This window comes from Simkania negevensis Z (assembly GCF_000237205.1).
Taxonomy (GTDB): Bacteria; Chlamydiota; Chlamydiia; order Chlamydiales; family Simkaniaceae; genus Simkania; species Simkania negevensis.
In genome coordinates this window covers 89,938-114,422 of the sequence record NC_015710.1, presented here as the reverse complement: position 1 = coordinate 114,422, position 24,485 = coordinate 89,938, and the positions used below count along the sequence as shown (strand labels likewise).

General features: G+C 38.3%; 26 protein-coding genes. 22 read left to right on the top strand and 4 right to left on the bottom strand.

Annotated features, from left to right (window positions below; genetic code table 11):
• Positions 1-125: 125 nt before the first annotated feature.
• Positions 126-866 (bottom strand): CT583 family protein, encoded by a 741-nt coding sequence (locus SNE_RS00555; RefSeq protein ID WP_013935091.1) that lies wholly within the window; start codon positions 864-866, stop codon positions 126-128.
• Entirely contained in the window at positions 859-1,674 is an 816-nt protein-coding gene (locus tag SNE_RS00550) for a ParA family protein (protein ID WP_013935090.1), read from the bottom strand. Before SNE_RS00550 ends, SNE_RS00555 begins: the two co-directional genes overlap by 8 nt.
• Positions 1,675-1,911: 237 nt before the next feature.
• On the opposite strand from SNE_RS00550, the gene dnaB reads away from it, so the two are divergent.
• The 7 genes from dnaB to SNE_RS00515 all read left to right on the top strand — a co-directional run bounded on the left by dnaB (position 1,912) and on the right by SNE_RS00515 (position 11,670).
• Complete coding sequence (dnaB, locus tag SNE_RS00545; RefSeq protein ID WP_013935089.1) at positions 1,912-3,264, top strand: replicative DNA helicase; 1,353 nt, start codon at positions 1,912-1,914, stop codon at positions 3,262-3,264.
• Complete coding sequence (locus SNE_RS00540) at positions 3,251-4,552, top strand: hypothetical protein (RefSeq protein ID WP_013935088.1); 1,302 nt, start codon at positions 3,251-3,253, stop codon at positions 4,550-4,552. Before dnaB ends, SNE_RS00540 begins: the two co-directional genes overlap by 14 nt.
• 2,768 nt (positions 4,553-7,320) lie before the next feature.
• Positions 7,321-7,677 (top strand): transposase, encoded by a 357-nt coding sequence (locus tag SNE_RS00535; RefSeq protein WP_013943592.1) that lies wholly within the window; start codon positions 7,321-7,323, stop codon positions 7,675-7,677.
• The gene (locus SNE_RS00530) at positions 7,628-8,134 is read left to right on the top strand and encodes a transposase (RefSeq protein WP_079891495.1); all 507 of its coding nucleotides are present in this window, start codon (positions 7,628-7,630) and stop codon (positions 8,132-8,134) included. Before SNE_RS00535 ends, SNE_RS00530 begins: the two co-directional genes overlap by 50 nt.
• Positions 8,135-8,141: 7 nt before the next feature.
• The gene (locus SNE_RS00525; protein WP_148258901.1) at positions 8,142-8,873 is read left to right on the top strand and encodes a hypothetical protein; all 732 of its coding nucleotides are present in this window, start codon (positions 8,142-8,144) and stop codon (positions 8,871-8,873) included.
• A 147-nt stretch (positions 8,874-9,020) separates the two neighbouring features.
• Complete coding sequence (locus SNE_RS12050) at positions 9,021-9,908, top strand: class I SAM-dependent methyltransferase (RefSeq protein WP_013935085.1); 888 nt, start codon at positions 9,021-9,023, stop codon at positions 9,906-9,908.
• A gap of 142 nt (positions 9,909-10,050) precedes the next feature.
• Positions 10,051-11,670: an ATP-binding protein gene (locus tag SNE_RS00515; protein WP_013935084.1), complete on the top strand. Its 1,620-nt coding sequence runs from the start codon at positions 10,051-10,053 to the stop codon at positions 11,668-11,670.
• Between the two features lie 283 nt (positions 11,671-11,953).
• Here the strand turns inward: SNE_RS00515 and SNE_RS00510 are convergent, their stop codons facing one another.
• Complete coding sequence (locus SNE_RS00510; RefSeq protein WP_148258900.1) at positions 11,954-12,250, bottom strand: hypothetical protein; 297 nt, start codon at positions 12,248-12,250, stop codon at positions 11,954-11,956.
• Between the two features lie 257 nt (positions 12,251-12,507).
• Here SNE_RS00510 and SNE_RS00505 point away from each other — a divergent pair, with 257 nt between their 5' ends.
• Positions 12,508-12,696, top strand: coding sequence for a hypothetical protein (locus SNE_RS00505; RefSeq protein WP_148258899.1), 189 nt, complete (start codon positions 12,508-12,510; stop codon positions 12,694-12,696).
• Positions 12,697-12,990 (top strand): HU family DNA-binding protein, encoded by a 294-nt coding sequence (locus SNE_RS00500; protein ID WP_013935080.1) that lies wholly within the window; start codon positions 12,697-12,699, stop codon positions 12,988-12,990.
• Positions 12,991-13,128: 138 nt separating this feature from the next.
• Here SNE_RS00500 and SNE_RS00495 read toward each other — a convergent pair whose 3' ends face one another.
• Positions 13,129-13,584 (bottom strand): hypothetical protein, encoded by a 456-nt coding sequence (locus SNE_RS00495; RefSeq protein ID WP_013935079.1) that lies wholly within the window; start codon positions 13,582-13,584, stop codon positions 13,129-13,131.
• Between the two features lie 899 nt (positions 13,585-14,483).
• Here SNE_RS00495 and SNE_RS00490 point away from each other — a divergent pair.
• The 13 genes from SNE_RS00490 to SNE_RS00430 all read left to right on the top strand — a co-directional run bounded on the left by SNE_RS00490 (position 14,484) and on the right by SNE_RS00430 (position 24,430).
• Positions 14,484-15,548, top strand: a complete 1,065-nt coding sequence (locus tag SNE_RS00490) for a hypothetical protein (protein ID WP_148258898.1) — start codon at positions 14,484-14,486, stop codon at positions 15,546-15,548.
• An 11-nt stretch (positions 15,549-15,559) separates the two neighbouring features.
• Positions 15,560-15,904 carry a hypothetical protein gene (locus SNE_RS00485; protein WP_013935076.1) on the top strand — a complete coding sequence of 115 codons (345 nt, stop codon included), beginning with the start codon at positions 15,560-15,562 and terminating at the stop codon, positions 15,902-15,904.
• A 138-nt stretch (positions 15,905-16,042) separates the two neighbouring features.
• Positions 16,043-16,705 carry a hypothetical protein gene (locus SNE_RS00480; RefSeq protein ID WP_013935075.1) on the top strand — a complete coding sequence of 221 codons (663 nt, stop codon included), beginning with the start codon at positions 16,043-16,045 and terminating at the stop codon, positions 16,703-16,705.
• A gap of 64 nt (positions 16,706-16,769) precedes the next feature.
• Positions 16,770-17,177, top strand: a complete 408-nt coding sequence (locus tag SNE_RS00475; RefSeq protein ID WP_013935074.1) for a hypothetical protein — start codon at positions 16,770-16,772, stop codon at positions 17,175-17,177.
• A gap of 6 nt (positions 17,178-17,183) precedes the next feature.
• Positions 17,184-17,465, top strand: coding sequence for a type IV conjugative transfer system protein TraL (locus SNE_RS13500; protein WP_013935073.1), 282 nt, complete (start codon positions 17,184-17,186; stop codon positions 17,463-17,465).
• A gap of 4 nt (positions 17,466-17,469) precedes the next feature.
• Entirely contained in the window at positions 17,470-18,045 is a 576-nt protein-coding gene (traE, locus tag SNE_RS00465) for a type IV conjugative transfer system protein TraE (protein WP_013935072.1), read from the top strand.
• Positions 18,029-18,757, top strand: coding sequence for a type-F conjugative transfer system secretin TraK (locus tag SNE_RS00460; RefSeq protein ID WP_013935071.1), 729 nt, complete (start codon positions 18,029-18,031; stop codon positions 18,755-18,757). The genes traE and SNE_RS00460 overlap by 17 nt, the downstream gene beginning before the upstream one ends.
• Entirely contained in the window at positions 18,744-19,979 is a 1,236-nt protein-coding gene (locus tag SNE_RS00455; RefSeq protein WP_013935070.1) for a TraB/VirB10 family protein, read from the top strand. Before SNE_RS00460 ends, SNE_RS00455 begins: the two co-directional genes overlap by 14 nt.
• Entirely contained in the window at positions 19,960-20,577 is a 618-nt protein-coding gene (locus tag SNE_RS00450) for a thioredoxin domain-containing protein (RefSeq protein WP_013935069.1), read from the top strand. The genes SNE_RS00455 and SNE_RS00450 overlap by 20 nt, the downstream gene beginning before the upstream one ends.
• Positions 20,559-20,816, top strand: coding sequence for a hypothetical protein (locus SNE_RS00445; protein ID WP_013935068.1), 258 nt, complete (start codon positions 20,559-20,561; stop codon positions 20,814-20,816). The genes SNE_RS00450 and SNE_RS00445 overlap by 19 nt, the downstream gene beginning before the upstream one ends.
• Complete coding sequence (locus SNE_RS00440) at positions 20,813-23,485, top strand: TraC family protein (RefSeq protein ID WP_013935067.1); 2,673 nt, start codon at positions 20,813-20,815, stop codon at positions 23,483-23,485. The genes SNE_RS00445 and SNE_RS00440 overlap by 4 nt, the downstream gene beginning before the upstream one ends.
• Positions 23,478-24,065, top strand: coding sequence for a conjugal transfer pore protein TraW (locus SNE_RS00435; RefSeq protein WP_013935066.1), 588 nt, complete (start codon positions 23,478-23,480; stop codon positions 24,063-24,065). Before SNE_RS00440 ends, SNE_RS00435 begins: the two co-directional genes overlap by 8 nt.
• Complete coding sequence (locus SNE_RS00430) at positions 24,062-24,430, top strand: hypothetical protein (protein ID WP_013935065.1); 369 nt, start codon at positions 24,062-24,064, stop codon at positions 24,428-24,430. The genes SNE_RS00435 and SNE_RS00430 overlap by 4 nt, the downstream gene beginning before the upstream one ends.
• The last annotated feature ends 55 nt before the right edge of the window (positions 24,431-24,485 follow it).

The following is a 24,485-nucleotide window of genomic DNA, read 5'->3' as shown; positions in this document are numbered from 1 at the left end:
TAGTCTTGATCCTTGACTTTTCTAAAGACTTTTCATGATCTGCATAAGAAGATAGCTGCCATAGACTTTGTTAGAATCATTTCAGGTAGGTTTAAAAAGAAAATAGACAATCTACACAGACCCTTTTATCTTTTCAGAATCTCTTGTAGTCGCCCATTGGCATATTTAATATCTTTCAAATCTTCAGCAGAAAGTTCTTTTCTTCGTTTCACAAGATGATCTACAGTCTCAAGAAGACGGTTTATAAGACCATCGACAGTCTTTCTACTTCGAAGATCTCTCGTAGAAAATTCTCTCTGGAGAATTCCTATTATTTCACTACTCTTTAAACCATAGTGCTGATCAATAATAGTGAATTTCTTCTGAATATCCCCTTTCCGACTTGCAAGTTGATATGCTGCTCTTTGAGCCATTTTTTTATACTTACTTTTTAAGTCCTCTGAAGGGAGTGCAACAAAAAATTCATAGTAAGACAGCATATTATAACCACTCTGACGACTTCCAAATGTAGACTCAAGCCACAGAGTGAAAGTACCATCTCGAAATGGCTTTAAAAGCTCTCTTGCTCGAACGACCCTCTCTCCAATCAAAATGGCTCCCTGCCTTGAAATGGACTTAATCTCAGATGTAATCGTCTTCAATAATCCGAAATTTTTTTCCATTTCATCTTGAGATAAATTATCTGGAATCCAGTTTTTCTCAAGAATCTCATGAATCCTCTGTTCTTCTGCAGAATCAAGTTTTTGTAAGTCAAAAATTGCATTAAAGCTGTTTACATTCGCAGCTAAATTGAACTGTTCTTTTTTGCTAGATGCAGCTCCACTCTTCTTCATGGCTGGGTTAGAAAATTTAAGTTTTTTAGACATTAACTTTCTCCTCCGCTTTTAAATCGACCTTAGACAATCTATCCAGGAACTCTTCAGCCAGAACTTTATAATCATTCGCAGCTCTAGAAGTTGGATCGAAATCTTCTACCGGCACCCCTTCAAAAACAGCTCTGGAAACAGCGATGTCTCTTCTAACTTTCGACTTTAAGATTTTTTGTGGAAACGATTCTTCGATTGAACCCAACAGCTCATCGTTGATAGCTCCCTTATCGTTCCAAAAAGTTAAAAGAACACCTAATACATCTATACGATGATTTTCATTAATTGCCTCAAAGAACTCTTTCAGTCTTTCTAGAGCGATAATGCTGTATGCCTCAGGTATAGCACAAACAATCGAATAATCAGACGCATAGAAAGCCGATTGAGTCAACCATCCAAGCGAGGGCGGAGTATCTATGAAACAAAAATCATACTCTTCTTCGATCTTGCTTAACTCCTTTCTAACGCGCTCATGAGCATATTGATCATTTACGAGTGGGTGCTTCCTGTCAATTCCATCTAGATAAGCATTTGAAGGGATCAATGTGAGATTAGGAACCGATGTATCAACAATTACTGATTGGATATCAACTTGTCTTTGCAAAACGGGAACCATAGTTTCCAGTCGATCAGCCCCAATTCCTAAACCAACAGAGAGGTTTGCTTGTGGATCAAAGTCTAATAATAGGATTTTTTTTTCGTGGAATTTTGCCAAACACGCCCCCAAATTAAGAGCAGTAGACGTTTTGGATGTCCCGCCTTTAAACGAACAAAATGTAATCGTTTTCATAGCTTTCTTGTCTTTCATTTATGACCTGTAACTATCTCTTGTTTCTCTTCAACACCCTAATTTATCAGAATTAAATTGTTCAAGCAACGTCTTATTTTGCTGACTCTCACCAAGTGAATGTATAACAGTTGTACATTTGCATTAATCACTAATTACTAGAGACTAACAAGTTCTCGGCATCCATTTCAATCTGAAGATTGACTTCTCATTACCATCAATGTATCCTTCCAATAAAAAACCTATCTTTATCGTGTGATGGAAAATTTAGTTAGTGTTGCTTCCCAAGAAGCAGAACAGTTGCTTTTGGGGCGGATGGTCAATAGCGTAGAAGATCGAAAACTCGGTTGTGACCTTCTAAGCCAAGCCTACTTCTATTTTTCTGAAAATAGGGCTGTTTTTCAAGCTCTTCAGATGCTTGAACAAAAACTAAAACCCGCAGAACTTCAGCTTCTCATTGAAGAAATGAAAGGATCAAAACAACTTGATAGCGTTGGAGGAATAGATTATCTCTTTCAGCTAGCGCAGTCAGCTCCATCACCCATACACCTTGAAAGCTACGTACAAATAGTCAAAAACAATTGGGCAAAACGTCAAATCATTGAAGAAGTAAACAAGGTTGGGGCCGAAATAGGAACTATTCAAGATGTCCCAAGTTTTCTAGACCTATTCACCCAAAGGTTTCAAAAAATCTCCAAGCACCTTTCACCGTCAGAAGCCAACTCCTTTTTTGAAATAAGTAAGGGAAGTGAAAGAGGGGAATACTTAAAAGCCCTTGAAAAGAGAAGAGACTATTTCAGGAAGCACAATAAACCTTATGTAGATGGAATTTCAACTGGTTATCCGGATTTAGATCAAGTTATCGGAGGATTTGGAAACTCAAACCTAATGATTCTCGCATCCAGACCGGGTATGGGAAAAACTGCTCTAGCCCTTAACTTTGCCGCAAGAATTGCAGAGCATCATCCGATTGGAATTATATCGCTAGAAATGTCATCTGAGCAGCTCTACGAGAGAGTCCTTTCTATTGAGTCTGAGATCTCAGGAAGCACTATTCGGGAGGGAAGGGTTTCGGATGAGGAATGGGATAAAATAATAAAAATCGAACCTAAAATATCAAGGCTCCCCATTTACGTTCAGGAGGGGGGGTGCTTCATTCAAGAGCTTATCGCTAAAACCCGCTTTCTTAAAGAAGAAAAGGGAATACAATTGCTCATTGTTGATTACCTACAACTCGTAAAAGCCTCCGGTGAGACCAGACTTGTTGAAGTCTCTAACATTACTCGAGACCTCAAAAATCTTGCTATAGAACTACACCTTCCTATATTATGCCTTTCCCAGTTATCCAGAAAAGTTGAGGAACGGACAAATCATCGCCCCCTTTTAAGTGACTTGCGAGAAAGTGGTACCATCGAACAAGATGCTGATGTAGTCACGTTTTTACTTAGACCCGACTATTACAATGAAAATGATAGACCTAATGAAGCAGAGCTTATCGTTGCTAAAAATCGTCATGGGAAAACAGGCGTTGTTTCTCTATTTTTCTCAAAAAGTTTTGCCAAATTTGATTCATTAGACTCAGGAGATAACGAAGAAAATGACTCCTTCTAAGCTAAGCCAACAAGAGTTCGACGAAAGAGAAAATCTGACGATTAATGATTTTGCTGAACTAGCCCAAAACGGTGCAATTTTCTCACAAATCGAAAAACTTTGGGAAGAGCTATTAGACTCTCCAATAGAAGATACAATTCATAGTCCTGAGTTTAGAAAACAAGGAATCAACCAACTTATCAAACAAGTCGAACTTGAAGCCTCTGATAGAAAGGAGAAAACTGATCTTCTAAATAGACTAATATTTCTAAAAAACAACAGCGAAAAATTAATCAAAATTCTTGATCCTTCAAAAAAGCATATTGAGAAAATACGACACTCAGGCCACTTTATAGACCAAAAATTGAAGTATGAATATCCAAAGCAAAATCAGCTAAACCTCTTCGAGCAAATTGAGTCTAAACACTTAAAAACTAAAATTGAAAAATATGAATTTGAAGTCAAATCTGTTGGTGTTAGGCTGACGCCTCCTGAAGATAAACTTCTGAACACTCTCCAAAAGCTTTTACATCAAAAAAGCCAAAACTATGAGCCAGACAACGGCGATTATTACAAAGGGAACATGCCTGTAGATTTGGTCCCATTCGGCAAAGAAAAAAAAGAAAGCCCAAGATTACGTATTAAACCTGGTGAATTATACAGAGCGTACATCGACCGAAGTCACTATTCCGGAGATGAAGTCAAATTTGTAAGAGAAACCCTAATGAACCTTTCAGCAAAAAAATTTCTCTTAAAATTTGATAGGAAACGAAAAGTCGAGCAAAACGGGAAAACTCAAATTTTAACTGATAGGATCGAAGAATTTCAAAGCTTAATCCAAGTCATTAAATTCACAGAAGGAATGGATGAAAAACAACTTAAAAAAGCCAATGCAGGGGACGAGTCATTTTTTGATGCGCAAGGTGAGTTAATTATAGGCTTTAATCCCATTCTTGTAGATCAAATCAACTCTAAATACATTGAATATCCGTCAGATATTAATAAGAAAATGATCCTTGCCGCTGGAGGACATCGATATGTCACAGAAGCGATGAACCTTTTAAGAGACTATATGCTACGAGAACTAGCATCTAAACGTTTCGAGATTGAAATTAACAAAGACCGACTCCCGCATCTCCTCAAGCTTGATAACTACTTAGCAGCTCGTCAAAAAAAACGAGCTGAAAAAAAAGTAGAAGACGCTATTCAAACAATAAAAAATCTTGGTTTAATCACCTCTGTAAAGGTTATAGAGGGAAGCAATGGACAGCTAAAGTATGTATTTAGCCTTAACCCCAATTTTCAGTAACACTCGACACTAAACCCTAGATTTCCGAGTTTTACTATTGATATCCCCCTCTCTTCGGGAAAAGAATTCTTAAATCTTTTAGACCCAGTTTGGAAGTGAGCTATTGTCACTAGCCCCTTCTAGATTGTGCTTCGATAAAAAAAAAGATAAAAATTAAGGGAGCTTTAGAGAGACAATGAGTTGAGAGAAATGCAAAAAACTAGCTGCTACTAGCATGACGAAATGCTAGCACAACATATAAAATCGTCTGCTACTTTGAACGACATGAGAATGGAGGAGAACAAAAAAATCTAATGCTACCAGCATGACGAAGCTTGGTTTCTTGGAGCTGCTACTAGCATGACGAAATGCTAGCATAACATATAAAATCGTCTGCTACTTTGAACGACATGAGAATGAAAGAGAACAAAAAAATCTAATGCTACCAGCATGACGAAGCTTGGTTTCTTGGAGCTGCTACTAGCATGACGAAATGCTAGCATAACATATAAAATCGTCTGCTACTTTGAACGACATGAGAATGGAAGAGAACAAAAAAATCTAATGCTACCAGCATGACGAAGCTTGGTTTCTTGGAGCTGCTACTAGCATGACGAAATGCTAGCACAACATATAAAATCGTCTGCTACTTTGAACGACATGAGAATGGAAGAGAACAAAAAAATCTAATGCTACCAGCATGACGAAGCTTGGTTTCTTGGAGCTGCTACTAGTATGACGAACTTCCCTATTTTGAATGGTGCTACTAGCATGACGAAGCTTGGTTTCTTGGAGCTGCTACTAGTATGACGAACTTCTCTATTTTGAATGGTGCTACTAGCATGACGAAGGGTGCGTCCAGGAGTTTTTCGGCAGACCCTGCTATGGCTTTTGTGCTTTAGCTGAAAAACTGTCTGATTTCGAGCATATGGGGTTAGTCAATAAGCCGCACGATGAAGCAGGGTCTAAAAGATTTAAGAATTCTTTTCCCGAAGAGAGGGGGATATCAATAGTAAAACTTGGACTATGTGAATCAAAGTTTTTAGACAACCTTATGAACCTCTCAGAACACATCTTTAATAAATTCGCTTGAAAAGGGAGTTGCACGTCAAATTTTTTACATAGACAAGAAATGTTTGACATCAAGTCGATGTCATAATAATGTGACGGCTCATTTTGTATTAACCAAAAACTAATTGTAGGGGAGAGCAAGATGGAAAAATGGGAACGAAACATTATCATCGCAACTCAGATATACTTTGAGAGGGTGGTTTTTTTTCACCCAAGAAAAATAAACAAACAGATTTGCTTTTCGTTTCAATACTACCAGTTTTCCCGAAAAGCCGGAAGGTTTATGGCTTGAAAGAACGAGTGACTTAACTTAGGGAACAACGAAAAGTAAAGACCAAAAGAAAGGTCGTGGGAGTGGGGGAATGAAAAAACCCTGTTTAAAAATGGTTTTTTTTATCCAAAGCTAGTTCAAAATTTTTCAGAAGCTTGGTCTGAATATGACGATCAGAACTTTGAATGTTTACTCAAAACAATCTTAAACAAGTATAAAATAGTGGTTTAACATCCATATGAGACCTACTACTCACAATCTGTCGCACACCACTCACAATCTGTCGCAAAAATCTCTCCTTAACAAACCTTTCCTATAGATCTTTTAGATAGATTTTAAATAACTATAGAACTTTCAAGCTTCCCCGACATGTTGTTTGGTTTAGTGATATAGCATTTCAACCTTAAGTTTTTAATAAAGAATAAGAAGAAATCTTCTTAGAGTTTTGCACTCACAATCTGTAGCATAGATAAACCAATCATTATGGAATTGGCCAATACTGCCTCGAGGTGTTAGAAGCCAATTGTTTTTCCAGGGCATAGATAGCACATCGCCGAGACTCTAATAGCAAATACAGAGGTATAGGTAGCTCCTATAGAACTTAGAGTAAGAACTTGTCGATTTTCTTGTCTTTTTCCACTCCCATATCGTTCAAAGTAGCAGATGACCTTACAAGTTGCGTCAGTATTTCGTCATACTAGTAGCACATTTACGCTATACTGGTCGCAAAATAACAGTATTTTTCGTCATACCGGTTGCATTTATCGTCATACTGGTCGCAGAATACCGTCATGCTAGTAGCATTTTTCATAGAGGATTTTTGCGAGTAAGATCTTATAAGATTTTTATAAGAATATATAAGATCTTATAAGAGGGCGCTGCTTATGCCGTCGGCCATAAAGCCGTCGGCTATTAGCACCTTTTTTTCTTTAGGCTTGAAGCTTTTGAATAAAGGTATAGCCAGTGATTTCAAACATTCAGGGCAGCAGAAGCACCGAGTTCTGTATATGAATCGATTCATTTTATCTCAAAAAAGTTTATAGATGGGCTGTTTGAGATTACAGCTTGATGTCCAGAAGAAAAAAGGGAAGAGAAAGTGGGTGTCTCTTAGAAAGGATTTTTTGCCTCAGGACCCCCAACAGAACTGGTGTTTGCGTGTTTCTACTCCGTCGAAGCTATGTTTTCATAAATCCCTGAGGGGCCTATGAGTATGCTGCCTCGTTCATCTAGAATAAGACGCTCGTCTTTGGGTGGACTTAAAATAACTGCGTATGCCATAAATGACCTTCATTCTCATTAAAAGAAGGGTTTGGCATAGTGTCAGCACAAAAGAGAAACAGGCTTGTTCGCGTTTTATATTTTTCATTCTTAATTTTGCCGATGTTGATGAATCTATCCAACTAAAAAGTTAAATGCTATATTCTTTTAAAAAAATTTAGGAGATGACATGGCAGGATTTAAGTGTTTATCAGATGAACAATGGCAACTCATTGAAGGTCTTATGGACCATACTTTTCCTTTGGAGAGAGGAACTCCTCGAAGTGATCTACGCAAAACCTGGAATTCAATACTCTTTATCTTAACGAGAGGATGTCGTTGGGCGGATCTTCCGACAGATTCCTCTCTTTTTATCCCTCGTTCTACAGCTCACAAATGGTTAAAGCAATGGAGTGTTGAAGGAGTTTTTGATAAGGTGATGAGTGGGCTATTACAGATAGCAATAATGGAAGGAAAAGTTGATCTTTCTCAAGTAGCTGTGGACGGTTCTTTTTCCCCCCGCTCCAGGAGGAGGGGAAAAAGTTGATTATGGTTATAAAGGCAAGGGAGTTCTGCTTCACTTGCTTATCGATAAAAACGGCAATGCAATAGCCATTACAACTACCGATGCAAAGGGGGATGAAAAACAGGAAGTTAGCAGATTGCTTACACAGCTTCCATTAAAGTCACTCAAAGGGCGAGTAGTTGTTCTTGAGGCAGACAAAGGTTATGATGCAGGCTGGTTACGTCAGTTTTTGTTAAACATGGGAATATTTCCTCTAATTCCCTATCGGAAAATCAAAGGAAGATGGGCGCCAGAAATTAACGAAGTTACCCATTTCTTCAAATTGAGCCCACAACGCTGGAAGGTAGAACGAGCTTTTGCTTGGTTAAAAAGACGTTGTCGTCGGCTATTGATGCGATGGGAGCGTTTATTCGTGATATGGAATGGATTGGTAATATTGGGGGTAGTTTATACTTGGATAAAAAATTTAGTTGGATAGGTTCATCTTGATTGGCGTTGTTCAACAGTCTTTTGAACAGCTTAAATCCACGGAGCAATTGAGGCTCCATAAAAAAAATTTTCAACACGCTTTAATTCAAGCCGCTCGTGATGTTGTAATTAATAACAAATCGGAATTTCCAATTAATAATTACTCCAAGGATGAGCTTGGTGATTTTGTTGAGCTTTTGCCATTAGTCGAAAATATAGCACTTAATTACCACAAAATGGGTTGTGAATTAACGGAGACACTCAAAAGTTTGGAAGGGATGCTTAAGATTGATGTGATCACCAATGACGTTGAAATCTTGCGGTCAAAAGAAAAGGTTAAACTTGTTTTAGAAAGATTAACTGATTTTAAACAGAGGGTTAGTCTAGCTAAGGCGCAGGGGAAGTCTGCGATTGAGGCTACGAATTGTGATGGTAGGTATAAAGCGGTTGCCTTACAATTATTTGATCAAGAACTTGAAAAATCATCATTGAGATATGAGGAGTTTATTAGAGTTGAGAAATCTATTGCGTCTTTAGTTGATACAATTCTCACTTTTTTCTCTGATAGGAAGGGATTATTTTGGGAATTTAATGGCCATGTCGTTTTTGAACGAAATTCCGATCTTGAACAGTGCAATCTCTTTGTTCAAAGGCTTAGGGAGCTTTCTGTAGAAGAAAATGAAGTTAGAAGACCACTTTTTCAAAGCGCGCAAGCTTTTTCAGAAACATTAGCCTCCTCCTCTCTCTAGAGGAAGTCGACTCATTCCAAAGGCTATGGTCCGATTGTCCCTGGGTTAATGTATTTTGTGCTTTCATGCGATCTGCGTTTCCTTGATACCGACACTTTTCGCAATTTTATCTTGAAATCAACTGCAATATACTAAGGGAATGTCAAAATGAAAAGTTTTGAAAAATTAGTGCTATGTTCTATGCTTTTCAGCTCTTTATTCGGAGAAAACTGTGAAATCAATTCTAAAGAAGAAGGGTGGAATAGAAGAAGTTTAGTTACGCTTTATATTCATAATTCTGAGTTACAAACCCAGTGGGCCTGGGAAGCCTTATCTAGATACAAGTTAATAGGAAATGAACGGATACTAGATTTTGGCTCTGGAGATGGCAAAATAACAGCTCTCATTTCCTATATTGTACCAAATGGGAGTGTTTTGGGGGTGGACTTGTCCAGTGAAATGATTCACGTAGCTCAGAAATTATTTCCCTGTGAATTATATCCGAATTTAATGTTTCAAGAATCTCTGGACTTAGATTTTTTAAAATTTAAGACAGATCAAAAATTTGATGTTATTGTTTCGTTTTGTGTTTTTCATCTCATCCCAAACCCAATTGTTGTCCTACAAAACTTAAAAACCCATCTCCTTCCAAATGGTAAACTTATAATTACTTTGCCAACAGGCATCTCAAAAAAATTTTCTCGTATTGTGTCGGAAGAAATGGAAATAAGAGGTTGGCAATTTCCATCAAGTCATAGCTCTGAGCGAAGAATGAACTCTGAGGCTTCTATTCGAAGGACTTTAGAAGAGGCGGATTATAAAGTTGACTTTTGTAAAGTTATAAAAAAATGTCAAATTTTTGGATCTAGGAAAGAGATGGTTGATTGGCTAGAAGGAACTCTCACAGCTAATTGGAATATTCCATATGGCTATCAAAGAGAATTTTTTGAAACCTTAACGGAAAAATTCTTAGAACGTTACCCTGAATTTGAAGATGAGGAAGGCTTTGTTTCATTTCCATCTACAAAAGCGGATATCATCGCCACAGCATTGTAGTTAAAAAGAATGGAATCAATTTTCCTCTCATAAGGAGCCCTCAAAAGAACATTAGATTGTAAAAATTTGTTTTAATCTCGAAAAATTGGTACTGCGTGCTCTATACTAACAAGTAAGACGTAAAAGGAGAAAATCCACAGAAATGAAAAAACTACCTATCGGAATTCAAAGTATTGAGAAAATCCTTGGAGAAGGTGAATACCTATATGTTGATAAGACAGGTTTTATCAAGAGCTTAATTGACGAGGGTGCTCCTTATTTTTTCATGTCTCGTCCTCGAAGATTTGGAAAATCTCTTTTCTTAAATACCCTAGAAGAAATATTCAAAGGAAACAAAGAGCTTTTCCGAGGTCTCCAAATTTATGAAAGTGACTACGATTGGCGAGAACATCCTGTTTTGCATTTTGATTTCGCAAAAATTCTAAGCGAAACTTCTAAAGACTTTAAGAAAGGTCTGGAAGATGCCATTGATGACTTTTCGAATCTTCATGAAATACCTACTGAGGGGTCATCTTATCTATCGAAACTCAACAGGTTAATCACCAGTCTTTCAGAAAAAAATCAGGTCGTTGTTCTTGTGGACGAATATGATAGTGCTATCATCAATCACCTAAAAAATGTTGAAGTTGCGGAAAAAAACCGAGATCTCCTTAAAGCATTCTTTGGAACACTGAAAAGCCTTGATCGTTATTTGAAATTTACATTTATCACAGGCGTTAGCAAGTTTTCTCAAGTTTCACTCTTCTCAGGCCCCAACAACCTAACAGATATTACAATGGACCCAAAATATGCTGGGATGATGGGGTATACTGAAGAGGAGCTAAAAGAAAACTTTCAGGATTATATCCAAGATATTGCCAAGAACAGAAACAAACACGGAAATTCAGTATCTGAACAGGATATTGTAGAAGAGATACGCACTTGGTATAACGGCTACCGATTTTCTGAGAGTGAACTTTCTGTTTATAACCCTTATTCAACACTACGCTACCTAAGCGCTAAGAAAGCCGAGAGCTATTGGTACAGTACAGGGACCCCTTCGTTTTTAATAGATGAGGCCAAAAAGCACCCGCAATCTGTTGTTCCACTAAGTGGGACATCTGCGTTAAAAAGTACTCTTTCAGATATTAGTAAATTGGACCGTATTCATCTAGCTGCTCTGATGTTCCAAACAGGTTATCTAACAATTAATGGATACAACCCTGAGGAAAATTCCTACGACCTTGATTTTCCTAATAAAGAGGTTAAAGAAGCTTTTTTTAATTCTCTCCTTCAAGAGTTTACAGAGGTCGACCCACTAGAAGTGACTCGTGCAGCAAAAGAGATAAAGCAAGACCTTCACAAACTAGATTTGAATGCGTTCTTTAGCAAAATGAACGTCCACTTTGCTAAAATGCCATATCATGTATTTCACCATGCTAAAGAAGGATTTTATCAAGCTGTTTTTTTCACATTTCTGGAAACGTCTGGAATTAAAACGATGGCGGAAATTTCTACAAATATTGGTCGTATCGATCTTATGACAGAGACGCCTGAAACAGTTTGCATTTTTGAACTCAAGCTTGACAAAACAGCAGAGATTGCTTTGACACAAACTGAAAGAAAGAAGTACAGACAGCGTTTTTCTATGAGCAACAAAGACACTCTTGTAATAGGAGCCAATTTTAGCTCAAAATCCCGTAACATTAATGATTGGAAAGCTATTTTGTATTCTTCTGAGGGAGAACGAATACGAGAAATCCTTCCATCAAAAGGGGAATAACCCTACTTTTTCAGAACGTCTGATAACAAAATTATGTTTTAAACGTTTAATATTTAGATATTTAACCATATTGTGGCGGCGAAGAGCAAGGTAACGATCTCGCTTGTCTCTAAGGGTTTTTTTTCAGTTTCTTGCATACAGATTATTTTCCCCAAGATCTATCCCCATCACACCATTTCTCAGGGAAGGCTCAGCATTAGGGATTTCAATCACGAGGTTGAACAGCCACTTTCCCCTTGTTAAAACAAGAGGTTTCCTGCGTAATGAGGGTATTATGAGATCCTTAATCTTCGAGTTTTCGAAGAACTGCATCTCTGATCCAAAGAGACTTCGCACCTTTTTTTAAGAGTCTTGTTGGGCTCAAAGAGAGGATGTCCTGTTCAATAGTGTTTAATAGGTTTTGATCCAATCTAATCGGAAAGGGGACCACTTTTTGACCTGACGAGAACATCTTGATGACCTCTCTTCTTCTCTTGTTGTTAACCTTGTTGAGAATGGCTTCAACAATCCACTGTTGAACAGTCATGCTATAATTGAGATTTCTTTTTTGATACTCAACGTCCTTTTTGATCTTATCCAACAGCTCAGCCTCTAAACGAAGAGTAAAAGACTTACGATGCAAAATACCGCTTACTTTTGAATTTGTTGGATTAAAATTATTTGACAAACTTCGAATTTTCTCCTGCTAAGTTCATTTAATTTTGTTCGAAAGGGGAGTTTCATGTCAATTTTTTTGGTGCGAATCAATGCTAACGACTGTTCTAGCAAAAAATTAATCTCTTCGAACTTGATTTTTCGTGAGAGTTAATTCAATATGACGTTATGACAGAAGACGAAATGCAAAACAGACTCCAGCAATTTTCAAAACAAGAAGACCTTGACCAACTAAGGTTTCCCTTTGTATTGAAAGAACAAGAAGATAGCGGCTTCTCGTCAGCCCATTTAAAGTGCGAAGGCAAGAGTGTCTCAAAACTCTTCCGTTGGGAAAACAATCTTATGCACACGATTAACCAGGCAGGGAATTAAATGAGAACAATTACAAAAAGGCAAATCATTCACGAAATTGCTCGAAGAAGAGGAATGGACCCTAAAGATGTTCAAAGAATCGTTGTGGAGTTTTTGCATACTGTTACTGAAAACCTGGTAGAGGGAAATCGATTTGAGTTCAGAGACTTTGGTATTTTTGAAGTAGTAGAAAGAAAGTCCAAAATTGGTCGAAACCCAAAGTCCCCAGAAACTCCCATTCTAATTCCTGCGCGAAAAGGAGTTAAATTCTCTCCTGGGAGAAAGCTAAAAACTCTCATTTCTTCTTCTGTGTGATCTTCTACGCTCAATAAAGATTTGTAGAGATCTTGCTCACACGTCTGATTTATTTGATCTTTCAAATAACTCAACCAATTCTACTTCACACATTTTCTAAAGGATGTTCCCCGTGCTTATCTAGGTAGCAACTTGGGGTTAATTACGTTTTATACGGTAACCCCCAAATGGATTTTCAAAAGAAGATCTTTCATTAAGAAAAACGAGCTTGAATATGTCTAGTTTCTCCTTAGGATCAAGAGTTATCTTGTTGTCGCTTTCTACACGAATAATATAAGAATTCCAATCTTCTATATCTATTAAATCCTGATTATCAAAGAGTTCCTTTGCGAGTTCCAACTCAGTTTCAGAAGCTTTTATTAAATCTGTCCATTTACGAAATCCGGCCATTAGAGAAATGACATGCTGAGCATTCATTAAGCTGAAATTATCCTCGTCACAGTCGTAATCGAATAAAATGCCGTTTATATCGAAATACTTTGGGGTGTAGTTATAATAGGATTGCCTATCTATCTGATCGATGTAGGGAGTTTTTGTGTTGTAATCTTTGAAAAGTTTTTTTGCTTGTTGTTTGAAGTATTTAATGTGCTTCATAATATAACCCTTGTTAGACAACCTATTATCCGAATATATTTTGCGTTCGTAACCAATTGTGGATAACAAGTTTGATTTAAAGTTATACCATTCTGTTGGTTGATGAAATCTTTGCACGAACGATCAGGCGTACCAACACGCACGATTTCATTTTATGTTGGGATAGTACTTAAATACAATATGTACTCAAGTTGCTACCTAGATAAGCATACTTCTAAAGTTCTTTAAGCTGTTAATCATTAAATTTTTGCAAAAAAAATCCCTCTTGGTTTAAATTTTTTTTCCAAAAAAAAACAACCTCGAGGGAAACGATGCAAATTGCAATCATCTCCATTTTTTGCCACGTCGATGATTTTCTTAAAGCTATTTCTTGGAATGACGAACCTCAGTGTCATATGACTTTAGTTGATGATCATGAGGGGGGGGTGATAAATTTTTTCAGATTTTTTTTGCGCGCTCCAAAACACATAATTTTCACCCTTATATATAAGTTATATGAATATTTGCTAAAGCACTGGCTTCGTGAGACTTTTTGTTGAAATTTTTGCTAGAGAAAAAAATTTTAAATTGCATAAGATGGAAAGTACAGAAAAGAAAGTGCCCTGAGAGGCTGTCACCTCCCAGGGCGTGAAACTAAGGAATCACATGTTAATAGCAACAAACCTTAGCTTCAAACCTCATTCTAAAAGGTTTGAAAGAAAAAATCTAGTATCCTTCTTCCCCAACGCACAGCGAGTTAATCTCAATCCTCTATTCACTTTAGATTTTTGCAATCTAAAGCACACTCATTACATGCCTTGGGAAGAAGGCTGGAGCCCTGCAATTTTGCGGGGCTCTTTCTTAGAAAAAGGTTGTTGTTTGAGCAATGTGGATTTCCTTGTGAACAAGGAGTTCTTCCCATGGCAACCCAAAAATTCTGGTCTCAAAAGCTATTTGAGAAAAGAGATATCGTCAAAATTTCCTATGAAGGCATTGCTAGAAAATGCCAAACAACAACGCGCAGCGCGAAAAACTATATCAAGCGAGATATTAATGCAGGTCTAATCCTACGTTGTAGAAACCAGTACCTTCATCCCATCTTTCAAAAGATATGCGATGGGAAAAATACCTATTTGCTTACCCAGAAGGGGAAAGAGGTGCTCGGAAAAGATCCTCAATATCCTAATTCAGGATTATCTCAAAGTGACCGCCAAGACCAATTACAAAACCTACGCGTTATCTATCGACGTCTAATGACCCCCTCAAAAGAGAATCATTTTTCTCAAATTCCATTATGGTGGCTAAAAGACATTCCACTTCTGCGAAAAACGATCCAGCTTTTGTTTAAAAAGATCAAAAAAGGGTATCGAGTTTCTAATCCTTACGGTTGGGTTTCAAAAACCTTAAAAGATAGGGGAGTCGGATATCGAGTAAAAATTGTCAATGAAGTGCTCGAGTATCTTCAGCGCCCTCAACATGGATTTTCTCCAGCGATCGATAACACATATGAGCGTTTAGGAAAAATGGTGAAAGTTGGTTTAGATATTTCACCCTCATCTCTCTTAAAGCTTCTTAGGAAGGGATTTTCCCATTTGGGACAAGCCCTACACTCGTATGAACGATTACAGCTCTATACTCTAAGAGTTAAAAACCCAACAGCGTTCTTGAACTATCTCATTTCTTTAAAAGATCCTTTTTCAGTCTTTTTTTCTAGCCAATCCTGTTTAAAACAAATCGAACGAGTGAAGTCTCTTTTACAAAAAAATCGGGGGGAAATCGTGTTTCTTCCCCAAAAAACAAGTTTTTGTCCAGAGTCCTCCCAAGAAGAAAAACTGCACGTTCAGTTTTTAGTTCACAAACACTTACCAGAACGTTCTGTGTTAAGAGTCTTCCAAAATCTCAAAGGAGCCTGGGAAGAAACCGTCCTGAAGGCTTTACAGCCCACATTTTTAGAGGAAGCCAAAACAATCATTAACGCCATATAGGGAGATTATTTATGTCGTTTCAAAAGGATATTCAAGAACTTAAAGAAGCTCTGGACTCATTCGAATCTGTAGGACACCTGAGGAGTTATCTTTTAGGAAAAGATTTGCGTCTAGTGCTGACTATTTGCACTCCTAAAGTTTCGTTTTTAGATTGGGACATTACGCGTAGAAAAGTCTGTGGGATTTTACACCTCGGGATGAAAGTTAGGATTTCTCGATCCCTTAGTGGAGATGCCATTCTTGAAACTCGAACTATGGTTCCTATTACTTTTGACCAGGTTGAATGGATCAATCAAAACGACTTGTTTGAGACTCTCAAGGAAGGAATAAAAGAGAGTATTAAAAAGATTTGTTAGAACAAGAAATGTTTGTAAATGAATACAAATGACAAATAATGGAGAATTTGATTTAGCGAAGAGATATTTTAGTGTTGCCATAAATTGCTGGGTGGAATTATCACCGTTTTTTAAACAATATAAATCATTGAGGATTAAATGATTGTAAGAAAAATCTTTAAAGATCGCTTAAAGATGCTTCTGAGCAGGTTTCGTCAGTTAGTGAAGCAAAAAAATACAGTTGGAAGTAGACTTCCTCAATCGGGGATAATACAAGCCTCTGTTCTTATTGCAGTAATTTGCGTTCCCTTGGTTTTGACATCCGGGTGCGCCATCCAGCAGAAAATTGCTTCAGAAACAAGCCAGATTAAAACTAGAGCAAGTAGCGTGCGAGATCGATTGCTACTTCGGAAGGTACGCAATAAGATAGCGGCAGGGGAAGTTACATCTGCTCAGGAAGACCTTAGGGGGTTTCTTCTTCCATCATATCGATGCCGAGCCGAACTCCTTTTAGCCAAAGAGCAATACAAAAAAAGCACTCAAGAATCTTTAGTAGCAGTAGAAAAGATCGAAAATTCCATTTGGGAAATTCAATCTCCAAGTCAAAGATCTCATGCACTACTAGACCTGGTCGAGTTTTTTGTTACTGTCCATAGAGACATTCCTAAAGCCAAACAAACGCTGCAAGAAACCGAAAAAACTATTTTTCTCATACAAGATGAAACCCTCCAACATCGGATAGCCGCTCTTTTAAAGCTTAAAGAAAAGTATAACCATCTCTTCATTCGAAGTTCAGATCTTTTGATCCAGATTGGTGATTGATGGACTCAATAGAAAAATCCCACAAAATCACCTGTTAACTTAACCCCAGTAAAAAGGAAATGTGATGAAAAAAACGCCAGCAATCTTGCCCCTTATGAATCAGAAACGCGTACTAAGTAAAAAGCTTAAAAAGCTGAAATACTTTTTTTGGGTAGCTCTTTTCTTTGTCGCAAATTGCGCTTATGCAGACAGTGCTCAAAAATATATCAACAAAAGGGCCGATATGAAAATAACTGCAAGCACTATTCGTGAAATGGTTTTTAGTTATTACAGGTCCTTTTGGTTTGGGGAGAATATGCCTTATACACTCATGGTGGTCGTGGGGATGCTCTTAAGCGTTATTTATCTTCTCTGGGAGGATGCCAAAAGAAACAAGAAAAAAGCGATTTTAATCGTCATTCTTGCAATGGCACTAACATCAGTGTGGCCTATTGGTCACTTGATTTCTGGCATTGATGAAGCAGGACGGTAATTGTTGATGGAAAAAAAAGAAATCCCAGTTTTTAGATTTCTAGATAGTCCTTCGTCTTTTGCAGGACGTCCTTTGTTAGATGTTAGTTGCTTTGTTTTACCATTTTTCAGTGGGATTGTTTGTAGACACCTGATTCTTGGCACTTTAATTGGAATTGTGCTTTACCGCATCAAGCGTAAGATAGCAAGAGAGTTTCCCAAGCATTTTTTCTACGGGCTCCTCTACTGGGTCTTGCCGCCCTTCTTCTGCAAGTTAGTTCCATCTCACAAACGATTTTTCTTGAGGTAGGCAAATGCATGTCCATTTTTTCACAGACAAAATTAAAAGACTAATCACCATTCGCAACGTGTTGCTCTTAGCTCTTTTAGCCATGACCTGCGCTTTTATCCGTCTTTCTTCTTTAATCGGGAAAAAGGAAGAACGAGTAGTGATTATTCCTCCAGCAGGTAAACCTTATTGGATTGAGAAATCCCAGGTTTCAGAAGAGTACCTACAAGAAATCGGCCTTTACTTGACGACATTTCTCGTCGATCGTACTCCTCTCGATGTCGATTTTAAGAACAACATGCTTTTAGAACATGTTCACGCTGAAGGGTACCACTGTTTGAAAAAAGTCTTGCGTGAAGAAGCTGATAACATCAAAAAAAATGATCATGCCTTTCACTTTATCAAGCAAAGGGCCTTTATTGATCCAGAGAAGCTTACTTATACTGTGACAGGACTGCAAAGAGTCTACATCCCTCGAAACAAAAAAGCCGCTTTTCTCAAAGAAGAAGAAGTTTCTTATATCCTGTCCTTCAAGGTGGAAGACGGCCGTCTATTTTTAAAACACATTCAAAAGGAAAACCACGATGAAGAGAGTTATTAGTTATTTTTGCGCTGCTTTAAGTGCCAGCCCTCTTTTAGCCTTAACAGAAGTTGAGTTTGACCCCAAAACGACCCCAGAAGTGGCCTTGTCTATTAGCTCTCCCAATAGAATCACTTTTGAAGGAGGAGAAATCACCAATGTAAGGTTTGATCAAAACCGCTTCCAGGCAGCAATCGATGAAAAAACAGGAGAAGTGTTCATCTCACCTCTTGCTGAAATTGTAATTCCCAGCTCGATCACATTACGTACATCTAGTGGAAAGTCTCAAACCCTTAATGTAACAGCCCAAGAAGGACCCGGAGAAGTCGTTTATCTTTGTGAAAAAAGCCATCAGACCAAGACTTCTACAAATCAAGTTTTGCCATTAAGTACAGACTTTCACTCAAAAACAATTGAGCTCTTAAACGACATTCTCTCGTACAAAGAGCCTAAGGGATACGGTCCAAAAGAGCTTAAAAACGAGCAATTTCCTTTAACACCTCCCTTGGAATCGACACCTATTTATCTATATGAAGGTCCTTTTGACACCTTACTGGTCCTTTCTGTAGAGAACCGTTCCAATAACCGCGTTCTCCTTGACCTTGCAACATTAAAATCTCCCCAGGAAAGATGGGTTTTTTGTCAGAAAAACTGCTTAAAAGAACGCGAAAAAATGCTCATGGTTATTTGTCGAGATAAAGAAACTAGAGGGCAAAAACATGGTGGAAACTAAAGAAGAAAGCTCGGGAGCGAAAAAACTCAAAAAGCTCATGGACTCAAAAAAAAGTCCTGAAGCTAAAAGACTCAAAAAACAGTGGTTGCTCATAGGTATAGTGGTCATTGCGATGGTCTTTATTGTCAGCCAAGTATCTGTGATCTTTGGAAAACGCTCAACACCATCTTTCAAGAAAGAGATTACAGAGTCAGATGTTGTTTCAACAGGATTAGAGCCAGATCTTTCTCGTATTGGAGATTTAGAACTCACTCAAGAAGAGCTCGAGAAAAAAGTGGAATCACTCACTTTGTGGCAAGAGGAAAATAGGCTGAAAACTCAAGAGGTCCTTCAAACCCAACGACAAACAGCAGAAGAACTGAAGGAATTAAAAAGCCTTCTCTTGAGAAAAATGGAACTTCAAGATGCAAAGATTGCCACCTTGACTCTTCCTAGCAAACAACTTTCCTCTTCGAATTCCACAGAAGTTTCTATGGAAAGCATAGAACTAGAACAGGTAACCGACCGAAAACACGTTGCAGAGGTTATTCCTGCAGGGACGATTGTACGCTGTGTCGTAGTATCTGGGGCCAGCGTATCTACAGGAATTGGCACACCAATGGGTTCTAGAAAAATTCTTCTAAAGCCTACTTCCAATGGTTGGCTACCAGCAGGTGTTCGTGTAGCTCTCAAGGATAGCCTGATTATGTGCAGTGCAACAGCCAATTTAGCTGAAGAGAGGGTCTATGTACGTGGTGATCGGATGAACTTAACTTATCCAGACGGATATACCATTACCACAGAAATTGCAGCCTATGTCTCAGGTGAAGATGGACAAGAAGGTGTACGTTGTGCGCTCATCGATAAAAACTGGAGCAGCACGTTTTGGGCTGGACTTGCCAGCGGGGTTGGAGAAATAGGCAAAGCCATGCAATCTGGCAATCCCTTGCTCGACCTTCCGAAACTCGGTAAAACCGATACCAGTTTTATCATCAATTTAGACACCCTCAAACAGGGAGGGATTCAAGGGGGATCGACTGCATTAGATAAAATGACAGAGCATCTTCTTAAGGAAAAAGAAAAGAATGCACCTTTTCTCATTTTAGATTCGATGCGTCATGTCGATCTGATTTTCCTTCACGATTGTGAAATTGGAGAAAATAACATCAAAGAAAAAATGCGTATCAAACGTGCATTAGAGAATGAGCGGAGGAAGAAAGTTAATGCTACCAATCAGTCATAGGACAGTTTTTTATCTCTCAATACTTGTTATTGGAGCTATTAGTTCTAAACTTCTTGGCTTTGAAAAGCTCGATGCTAAGTACACCACAAGTTTTGGAGATCCAAGTGCTTTAGTTCAAATCACTGAATATTTTTCTTTTGGATGTGAGAAATGCCTTCGCTTGATCAATCAAGACTTTCCTCAGATTAAAAAAGAGCTCGTTGATACAGGGAAGGTGTATTGGGTGTTCCATCCAGATCCTGCAGATCTTTTGACCCTCCAGCTTATGATTTGCCTTGAGAAGTTAACACCTGAAGAAAAAAAGGAGTTTTTTAGCCTTGCGGCTCAAATGGCTTCTAAAAGTCCTAAAAGAGCAGTGAAGTGGATGGGGAAAACACTTAGAGATAGAGGGTGTGGCGGAGAGGAGGACTTATCTCTTTCCTGGATAGAAAAAGCTTCTGCTACCCAAGCTGCCATGCGTTACCTAAAACAAGAAGATGCACCAATAATGCTTCCGACAATCGAAGTCAACGGACAGCTTAAAGAAGAATTCCCCACAGTTTCATTTATCAAAAGCTTAATTAACCCGCAGGTATCTCCATGCAACTCAAAAAGCTAGACCGCAACTCTGCCAAAACACTTGTGGCTATCCTTATCATCATCGTTTTTATTGCCCTTTTTATATGTGGCTGCTCGCCTTATTCAAAAGCGTTTCCATCAGATCCTCCAACGCCTGTCATCCGAGCAACTTCTGCTTCCAATGCTGTTCGCATGTGCGTAGAAAGAGAAAAAGATTTAGAGGCTCCATTTGATGATGTGGAAAACGTTTTTGTGATCCCAGAGGAACTCAAGCTATGACATTTTTAAAAAAGATCAAAGACACCCTTAGTTTTATGTCTTCTTTTGATTCCGAAGAATTAGAGTGTGTTGCGAAAAGTGACCCTGAAGGATCAAAAGCATTTCTTTCCCATTCTTATCTTCAGGATCTTTTGCCCTATCGTTTATACGATCCAAAAACCGGGATTTTTGAAAATGAAGATTCATTTGGATTTGCATTTATCATTCCCCCCTTGGCAGGAGTCTCAGAAACAAAAGAAGAAGAATTAGAGCAACTCATTACTTCTCTTTACTATGAAGGAGGGGCTTGTCAATTCCTTCTATTTGCTGATCCGTTTATTGGGCCGCTTCTTGATCATTGGGGAGATCTCCTCCCGGGAAGTCCTAAAATAGTCTATCGAACCATAGAAAGGCGAAAGAACTTTTTTCGCTCAGAGGTGATTAATGATAATCCCGTCCTAAAAGTTCCTCCTCGTAATTTTTCTGTTTTAGTTTCCTATAGCGTCCCTAAAAATTCAGAAACAATAAGTGAGCGGTTCCAACGGAAGCTTCTCAGTCATAAGAGGAATACTTTTAATATCCTGACGCGAATTACCCAGAATGAGCGTTTAGTGCAAGAAATGACACCACCTCTACTTATCCACTATGTCTCGAATTTAGTGGGGATGGATCTAAATATTCACTGTGATGCTCAGAAATATTCCGATAAAATGCTAATCAATCAACAGATTCAAACTGGAGGAGGAGTTGAAGTCTCTCCTACAGGATGTGTTTTTCGCTCGCAAGCAAACATGCTATTCAAAATGTTCCAAGTGACAGATCTCCCAAGCAACTGGAGTATTTTTGACAACCCCCAATTGATCGGTGATCCAGTAGATGATAGCTACCGGCTGCAAACTCCTTTTTTTGTCCATTATGGAATCTCTTATGCATCTCAGTCAAAAATTAAGTCTTCTCTTATGTCAAAAGAACTCCTCATTAAAAATCAACTCAGGAGCATGTCTTTTCTTAATAAAAACCCCAAAATGCTTGAAGAGTCTGCCGAATATAACTACGCCTTAAGAAAATACGAAGAAGGAGAGAAATTTGTTACAACACGCCTTAATGTGGGGATTTGGGGAGCTCAAGAAAGGTTTCAAGACTCCTACTCTGCTCTTGTCGCCTTATATAGAAAAAATGGGCTCAAGCTTAAAGAAACCACGTTTCTCCATTTTGATGATTTTTTAAGATCTCTTCCCATGAGTTGGGGCTCATATGTAGTCAATCATGCCCTCAAAAAATCCCGCTGTACCCGCACTTCAATGACAGGACATTCTGCAAATCTTTGCCCCATTTTTGCTGACTTTTGTGGATTTTCGAGTCGAGGAACTCCACTCATTTCTCGGAAGGGGCAACTTACTTTTTTTGATCCCTTTTCGAACTCAACCAAGAGTCACACCTCTGTTATTGGTCCAACGGGAGCTGGAAAAAGTTGCTTCTTAAACGAGATGATCTTTAACTTTCGCGCTAACAAAAGAAGAGTCTTTGTCATTGATAAAGGAGGGTCGTTTCGCAATCTTTGCTCCCTTTTAGGAGGGCAATACATTTCTTTTGAACCTGGAGATTCGTTTGACCTCAACCCTTTTTCTTTTCTAGATCAAAAAGGTCTTAGCAATGACAAATCAGCAAAAGACAATGGAAATCCCTTTGCTGACATGATGGAAACACTTAAAGCCATCATTCGCACGATGTACGAGCCAGATGGAAATATTAATCCAAAAGAAAAGACCACTTTAGATCGAGCTGTAGAAATTGCTTGGAAAACTCGAGGAACCGCAGCGCGAATAGATGACGTGGTAGAAGCCATAGAAAAAGAGGTTAACTACACTACAGATATCAACAATGCAAAAAGAGAAGACCTTATTGAAAGGCTCAAACTATTTTGCTCAGATGGGTGTTATGGAAAATGGCTTTACGGTCAAAAAAAGATCAAGTTCCAGAGTGATCTGGTGATTATTGAGACTAATAATTTAGACGCCCTAGGAGATCTTAAGCCTGTTATTCTTCAAACCTACTTTCTTATGATTTCTAGAGAAATTTATACAGGAGATCGTACTCAAATGAAGGGGTTTGTGATCGATGAATGTCACAACCTCATCAAATCTCCACAATGGGCCTATGCAATTCAGTTAGGTACACGCGAGTACCGTAAGTTCAATGCAGCCATGATTCTAGCAACTCAAGGGCTTAAAGATTTTTCGACAAAAGAAGCTCGTGAAGCATTTACCAATTCAGAATGGGTTATCACAATGGGGTCTGGAACAGAAGCTCTTTCTACCATCAAAAAAGATAATCTACTTCCCTTAGATGCCTATGAAGAAGAAATTCTTAGTAGTCTGAGAAAAGAAAAACGTTTTTCTGAAGTAGCTATTCGGTCTGAATCAAGCCAGCATACAACAGTCTATCGATTTCGAATGGACCCATTTTCATTGCAGCTTTTCTCTACCAACCCTACCGATTACGAACGCTTTAGGGTTATGCGCGAAAAAGGATTTGATATTGAACACGTCATAGATTGGATGATTCCTTTGAAAGACAAGTTTAGATGTCTAGATGAGGCCAAGATCCACCCCAAAGATCAGATTGAGCAGCTTCTTTCTGAAACATCGCTTGCAATGTTACAAAAATTAAAAGGAGGGACTGGTGTATAAACTATTTTTCTACCTCTTATTCAGCCCCATTTTTGTCCTTGCTAAAGATTTTGGAACAGAAGGTCATGTATTTCCTGTGTTGGAGGAAAACCTCAAAGAATATCTCCAAAAAAAACTAAAACCACTCTCTGAGGAAAGAATTGAAACAAAACTGATTCAGGCAGCACGAAACCCTAAGCCTCTGCAGTTGTCCGAAGCTCGAGTTGCAAGAAGTTTCACATACGATCCTACATACATCCTTCCAGAAACAATCCAAGGGGCTGACGGAGAAATCATAGCTAGTAAGGGAGATAAAACTAACCCACTTGAGCATGTTGAATTAGATGAAGGACTTCTTTTCTTTGATGGATCGAACCCTAAGCATGTGAAATGGGCAGAATTTCAAAGCGGGAAATTTTTATGGATATTAGTCAATGGAAGTCCCCTTGAACTTGAAGAGGAAAAAGAGCGTCCTATTTATTTTGATCAAGGGGGACATCTCTGTGAAAAGTTTGGCATTCAACACATTCCTAGTCGTGTCACTCAAAAAGAAAAACAGCTCTTGATTGAAGAGATACCCATTCAAAAGGAGAAAAAATGAAAAATATTTTAATAAAATTTTTGATCTTAACTTGCTTAGGAATAACATCTTTTGCACACAGTGAAATAAAAAACAATTCCGAAACTCCTTATCAGGGATGTTTCCAAGAGATCGTACCAATACTTCATGCATCTGTTGTTAAAGACCTTAAAAGTTTTGAGCTTCATATGAAAAGACTAGAAGGTGATGAGCTACGAGAATCTTCGATTGACGCTGTCATCGATACTGTAAAGGCAAACCCTCAGAAATATTCCCAAGATTTTGGATCTACAAAGCGCTTTGTTGCTGAGGTCTATGAAGATCAATATTTTTGGAGAAAGGTGCACCAAAAAATGACTGAAATACAGAAAAAAGAAAATGAATAGCTGCTTCGTTGGATTTGTTACGTTGCTTCTACTAAGCCTTGTCTTCTCTAATCAA

What these genes read in the sequence shown, in the direction of transcription:
- SNE_RS00555 (WP_013935091.1), bottom strand. Translation starts at nt 866, where the DNA reads ATGTCTAAAAAACTTAAATTTTCTAACCCAGCCATGAAGAAGAGTGGA.
- SNE_RS00550 (WP_013935090.1), bottom strand. Translation starts at nt 1,674, where the DNA reads ATGAAAGACAAGAAAGCTATGAAAACGATTACATTTTGTTCGTTTAAA.
- dnaB (WP_013935089.1), top strand. Translation starts at nt 1,912, where the DNA reads ATGGAAAATTTAGTTAGTGTTGCTTCCCAAGAAGCAGAACAGTTGCTT.
- SNE_RS00540 (WP_013935088.1), top strand. Translation starts at nt 3,251, where the DNA reads ATGACTCCTTCTAAGCTAAGCCAACAAGAGTTCGACGAAAGAGAAAAT.
- SNE_RS00535 (WP_013943592.1), top strand. Translation starts at nt 7,321, where the DNA reads ATGGCAGGATTTAAGTGTTTATCAGATGAACAATGGCAACTCATTGAA.
- SNE_RS12050 (WP_013935085.1), top strand. Translation starts at nt 9,021, where the DNA reads ATGAAAAGTTTTGAAAAATTAGTGCTATGTTCTATGCTTTTCAGCTCT.
- SNE_RS00515 (WP_013935084.1), top strand. Translation starts at nt 10,051, where the DNA reads ATGAAAAAACTACCTATCGGAATTCAAAGTATTGAGAAAATCCTTGGA.
- SNE_RS00505 (WP_148258899.1), top strand. Translation starts at nt 12,508, where the DNA reads ATGCAAAACAGACTCCAGCAATTTTCAAAACAAGAAGACCTTGACCAA.
- SNE_RS00500 (WP_013935080.1), top strand. Translation starts at nt 12,697, where the DNA reads ATGAGAACAATTACAAAAAGGCAAATCATTCACGAAATTGCTCGAAGA.
- SNE_RS00495 (WP_013935079.1), bottom strand. Translation starts at nt 13,584, where the DNA reads ATGAAGCACATTAAATACTTCAAACAACAAGCAAAAAAACTTTTCAAA.
- SNE_RS00490 (WP_148258898.1), top strand. Translation starts at nt 14,484, where the DNA reads ATGGCAACCCAAAAATTCTGGTCTCAAAAGCTATTTGAGAAAAGAGAT.
- SNE_RS00485 (WP_013935076.1), top strand. Translation starts at nt 15,560, where the DNA reads ATGTCGTTTCAAAAGGATATTCAAGAACTTAAAGAAGCTCTGGACTCA.
- SNE_RS00480 (WP_013935075.1), top strand. Translation starts at nt 16,043, where the DNA reads ATGATTGTAAGAAAAATCTTTAAAGATCGCTTAAAGATGCTTCTGAGC.
- SNE_RS00475 (WP_013935074.1), top strand. Translation starts at nt 16,770, where the DNA reads ATGAAAAAAACGCCAGCAATCTTGCCCCTTATGAATCAGAAACGCGTA.
- SNE_RS13500 (WP_013935073.1), top strand. Translation starts at nt 17,184, where the DNA reads ATGGAAAAAAAAGAAATCCCAGTTTTTAGATTTCTAGATAGTCCTTCG.
- traE (WP_013935072.1), top strand. Translation starts at nt 17,470, where the DNA reads ATGCATGTCCATTTTTTCACAGACAAAATTAAAAGACTAATCACCATT.
- SNE_RS00460 (WP_013935071.1), top strand. Translation starts at nt 18,029, where the DNA reads ATGAAGAGAGTTATTAGTTATTTTTGCGCTGCTTTAAGTGCCAGCCCT.
- SNE_RS00455 (WP_013935070.1), top strand. Translation starts at nt 18,744, where the DNA reads ATGGTGGAAACTAAAGAAGAAAGCTCGGGAGCGAAAAAACTCAAAAAG.
- SNE_RS00450 (WP_013935069.1), top strand. Translation starts at nt 19,960, where the DNA reads ATGCTACCAATCAGTCATAGGACAGTTTTTTATCTCTCAATACTTGTT.
- SNE_RS00445 (WP_013935068.1), top strand. Translation starts at nt 20,559, where the DNA reads ATGCAACTCAAAAAGCTAGACCGCAACTCTGCCAAAACACTTGTGGCT.
- SNE_RS00440 (WP_013935067.1), top strand. Translation starts at nt 20,813, where the DNA reads ATGACATTTTTAAAAAAGATCAAAGACACCCTTAGTTTTATGTCTTCT.
- SNE_RS00430 (WP_013935065.1), top strand. Translation starts at nt 24,062, where the DNA reads ATGAAAAATATTTTAATAAAATTTTTGATCTTAACTTGCTTAGGAATA.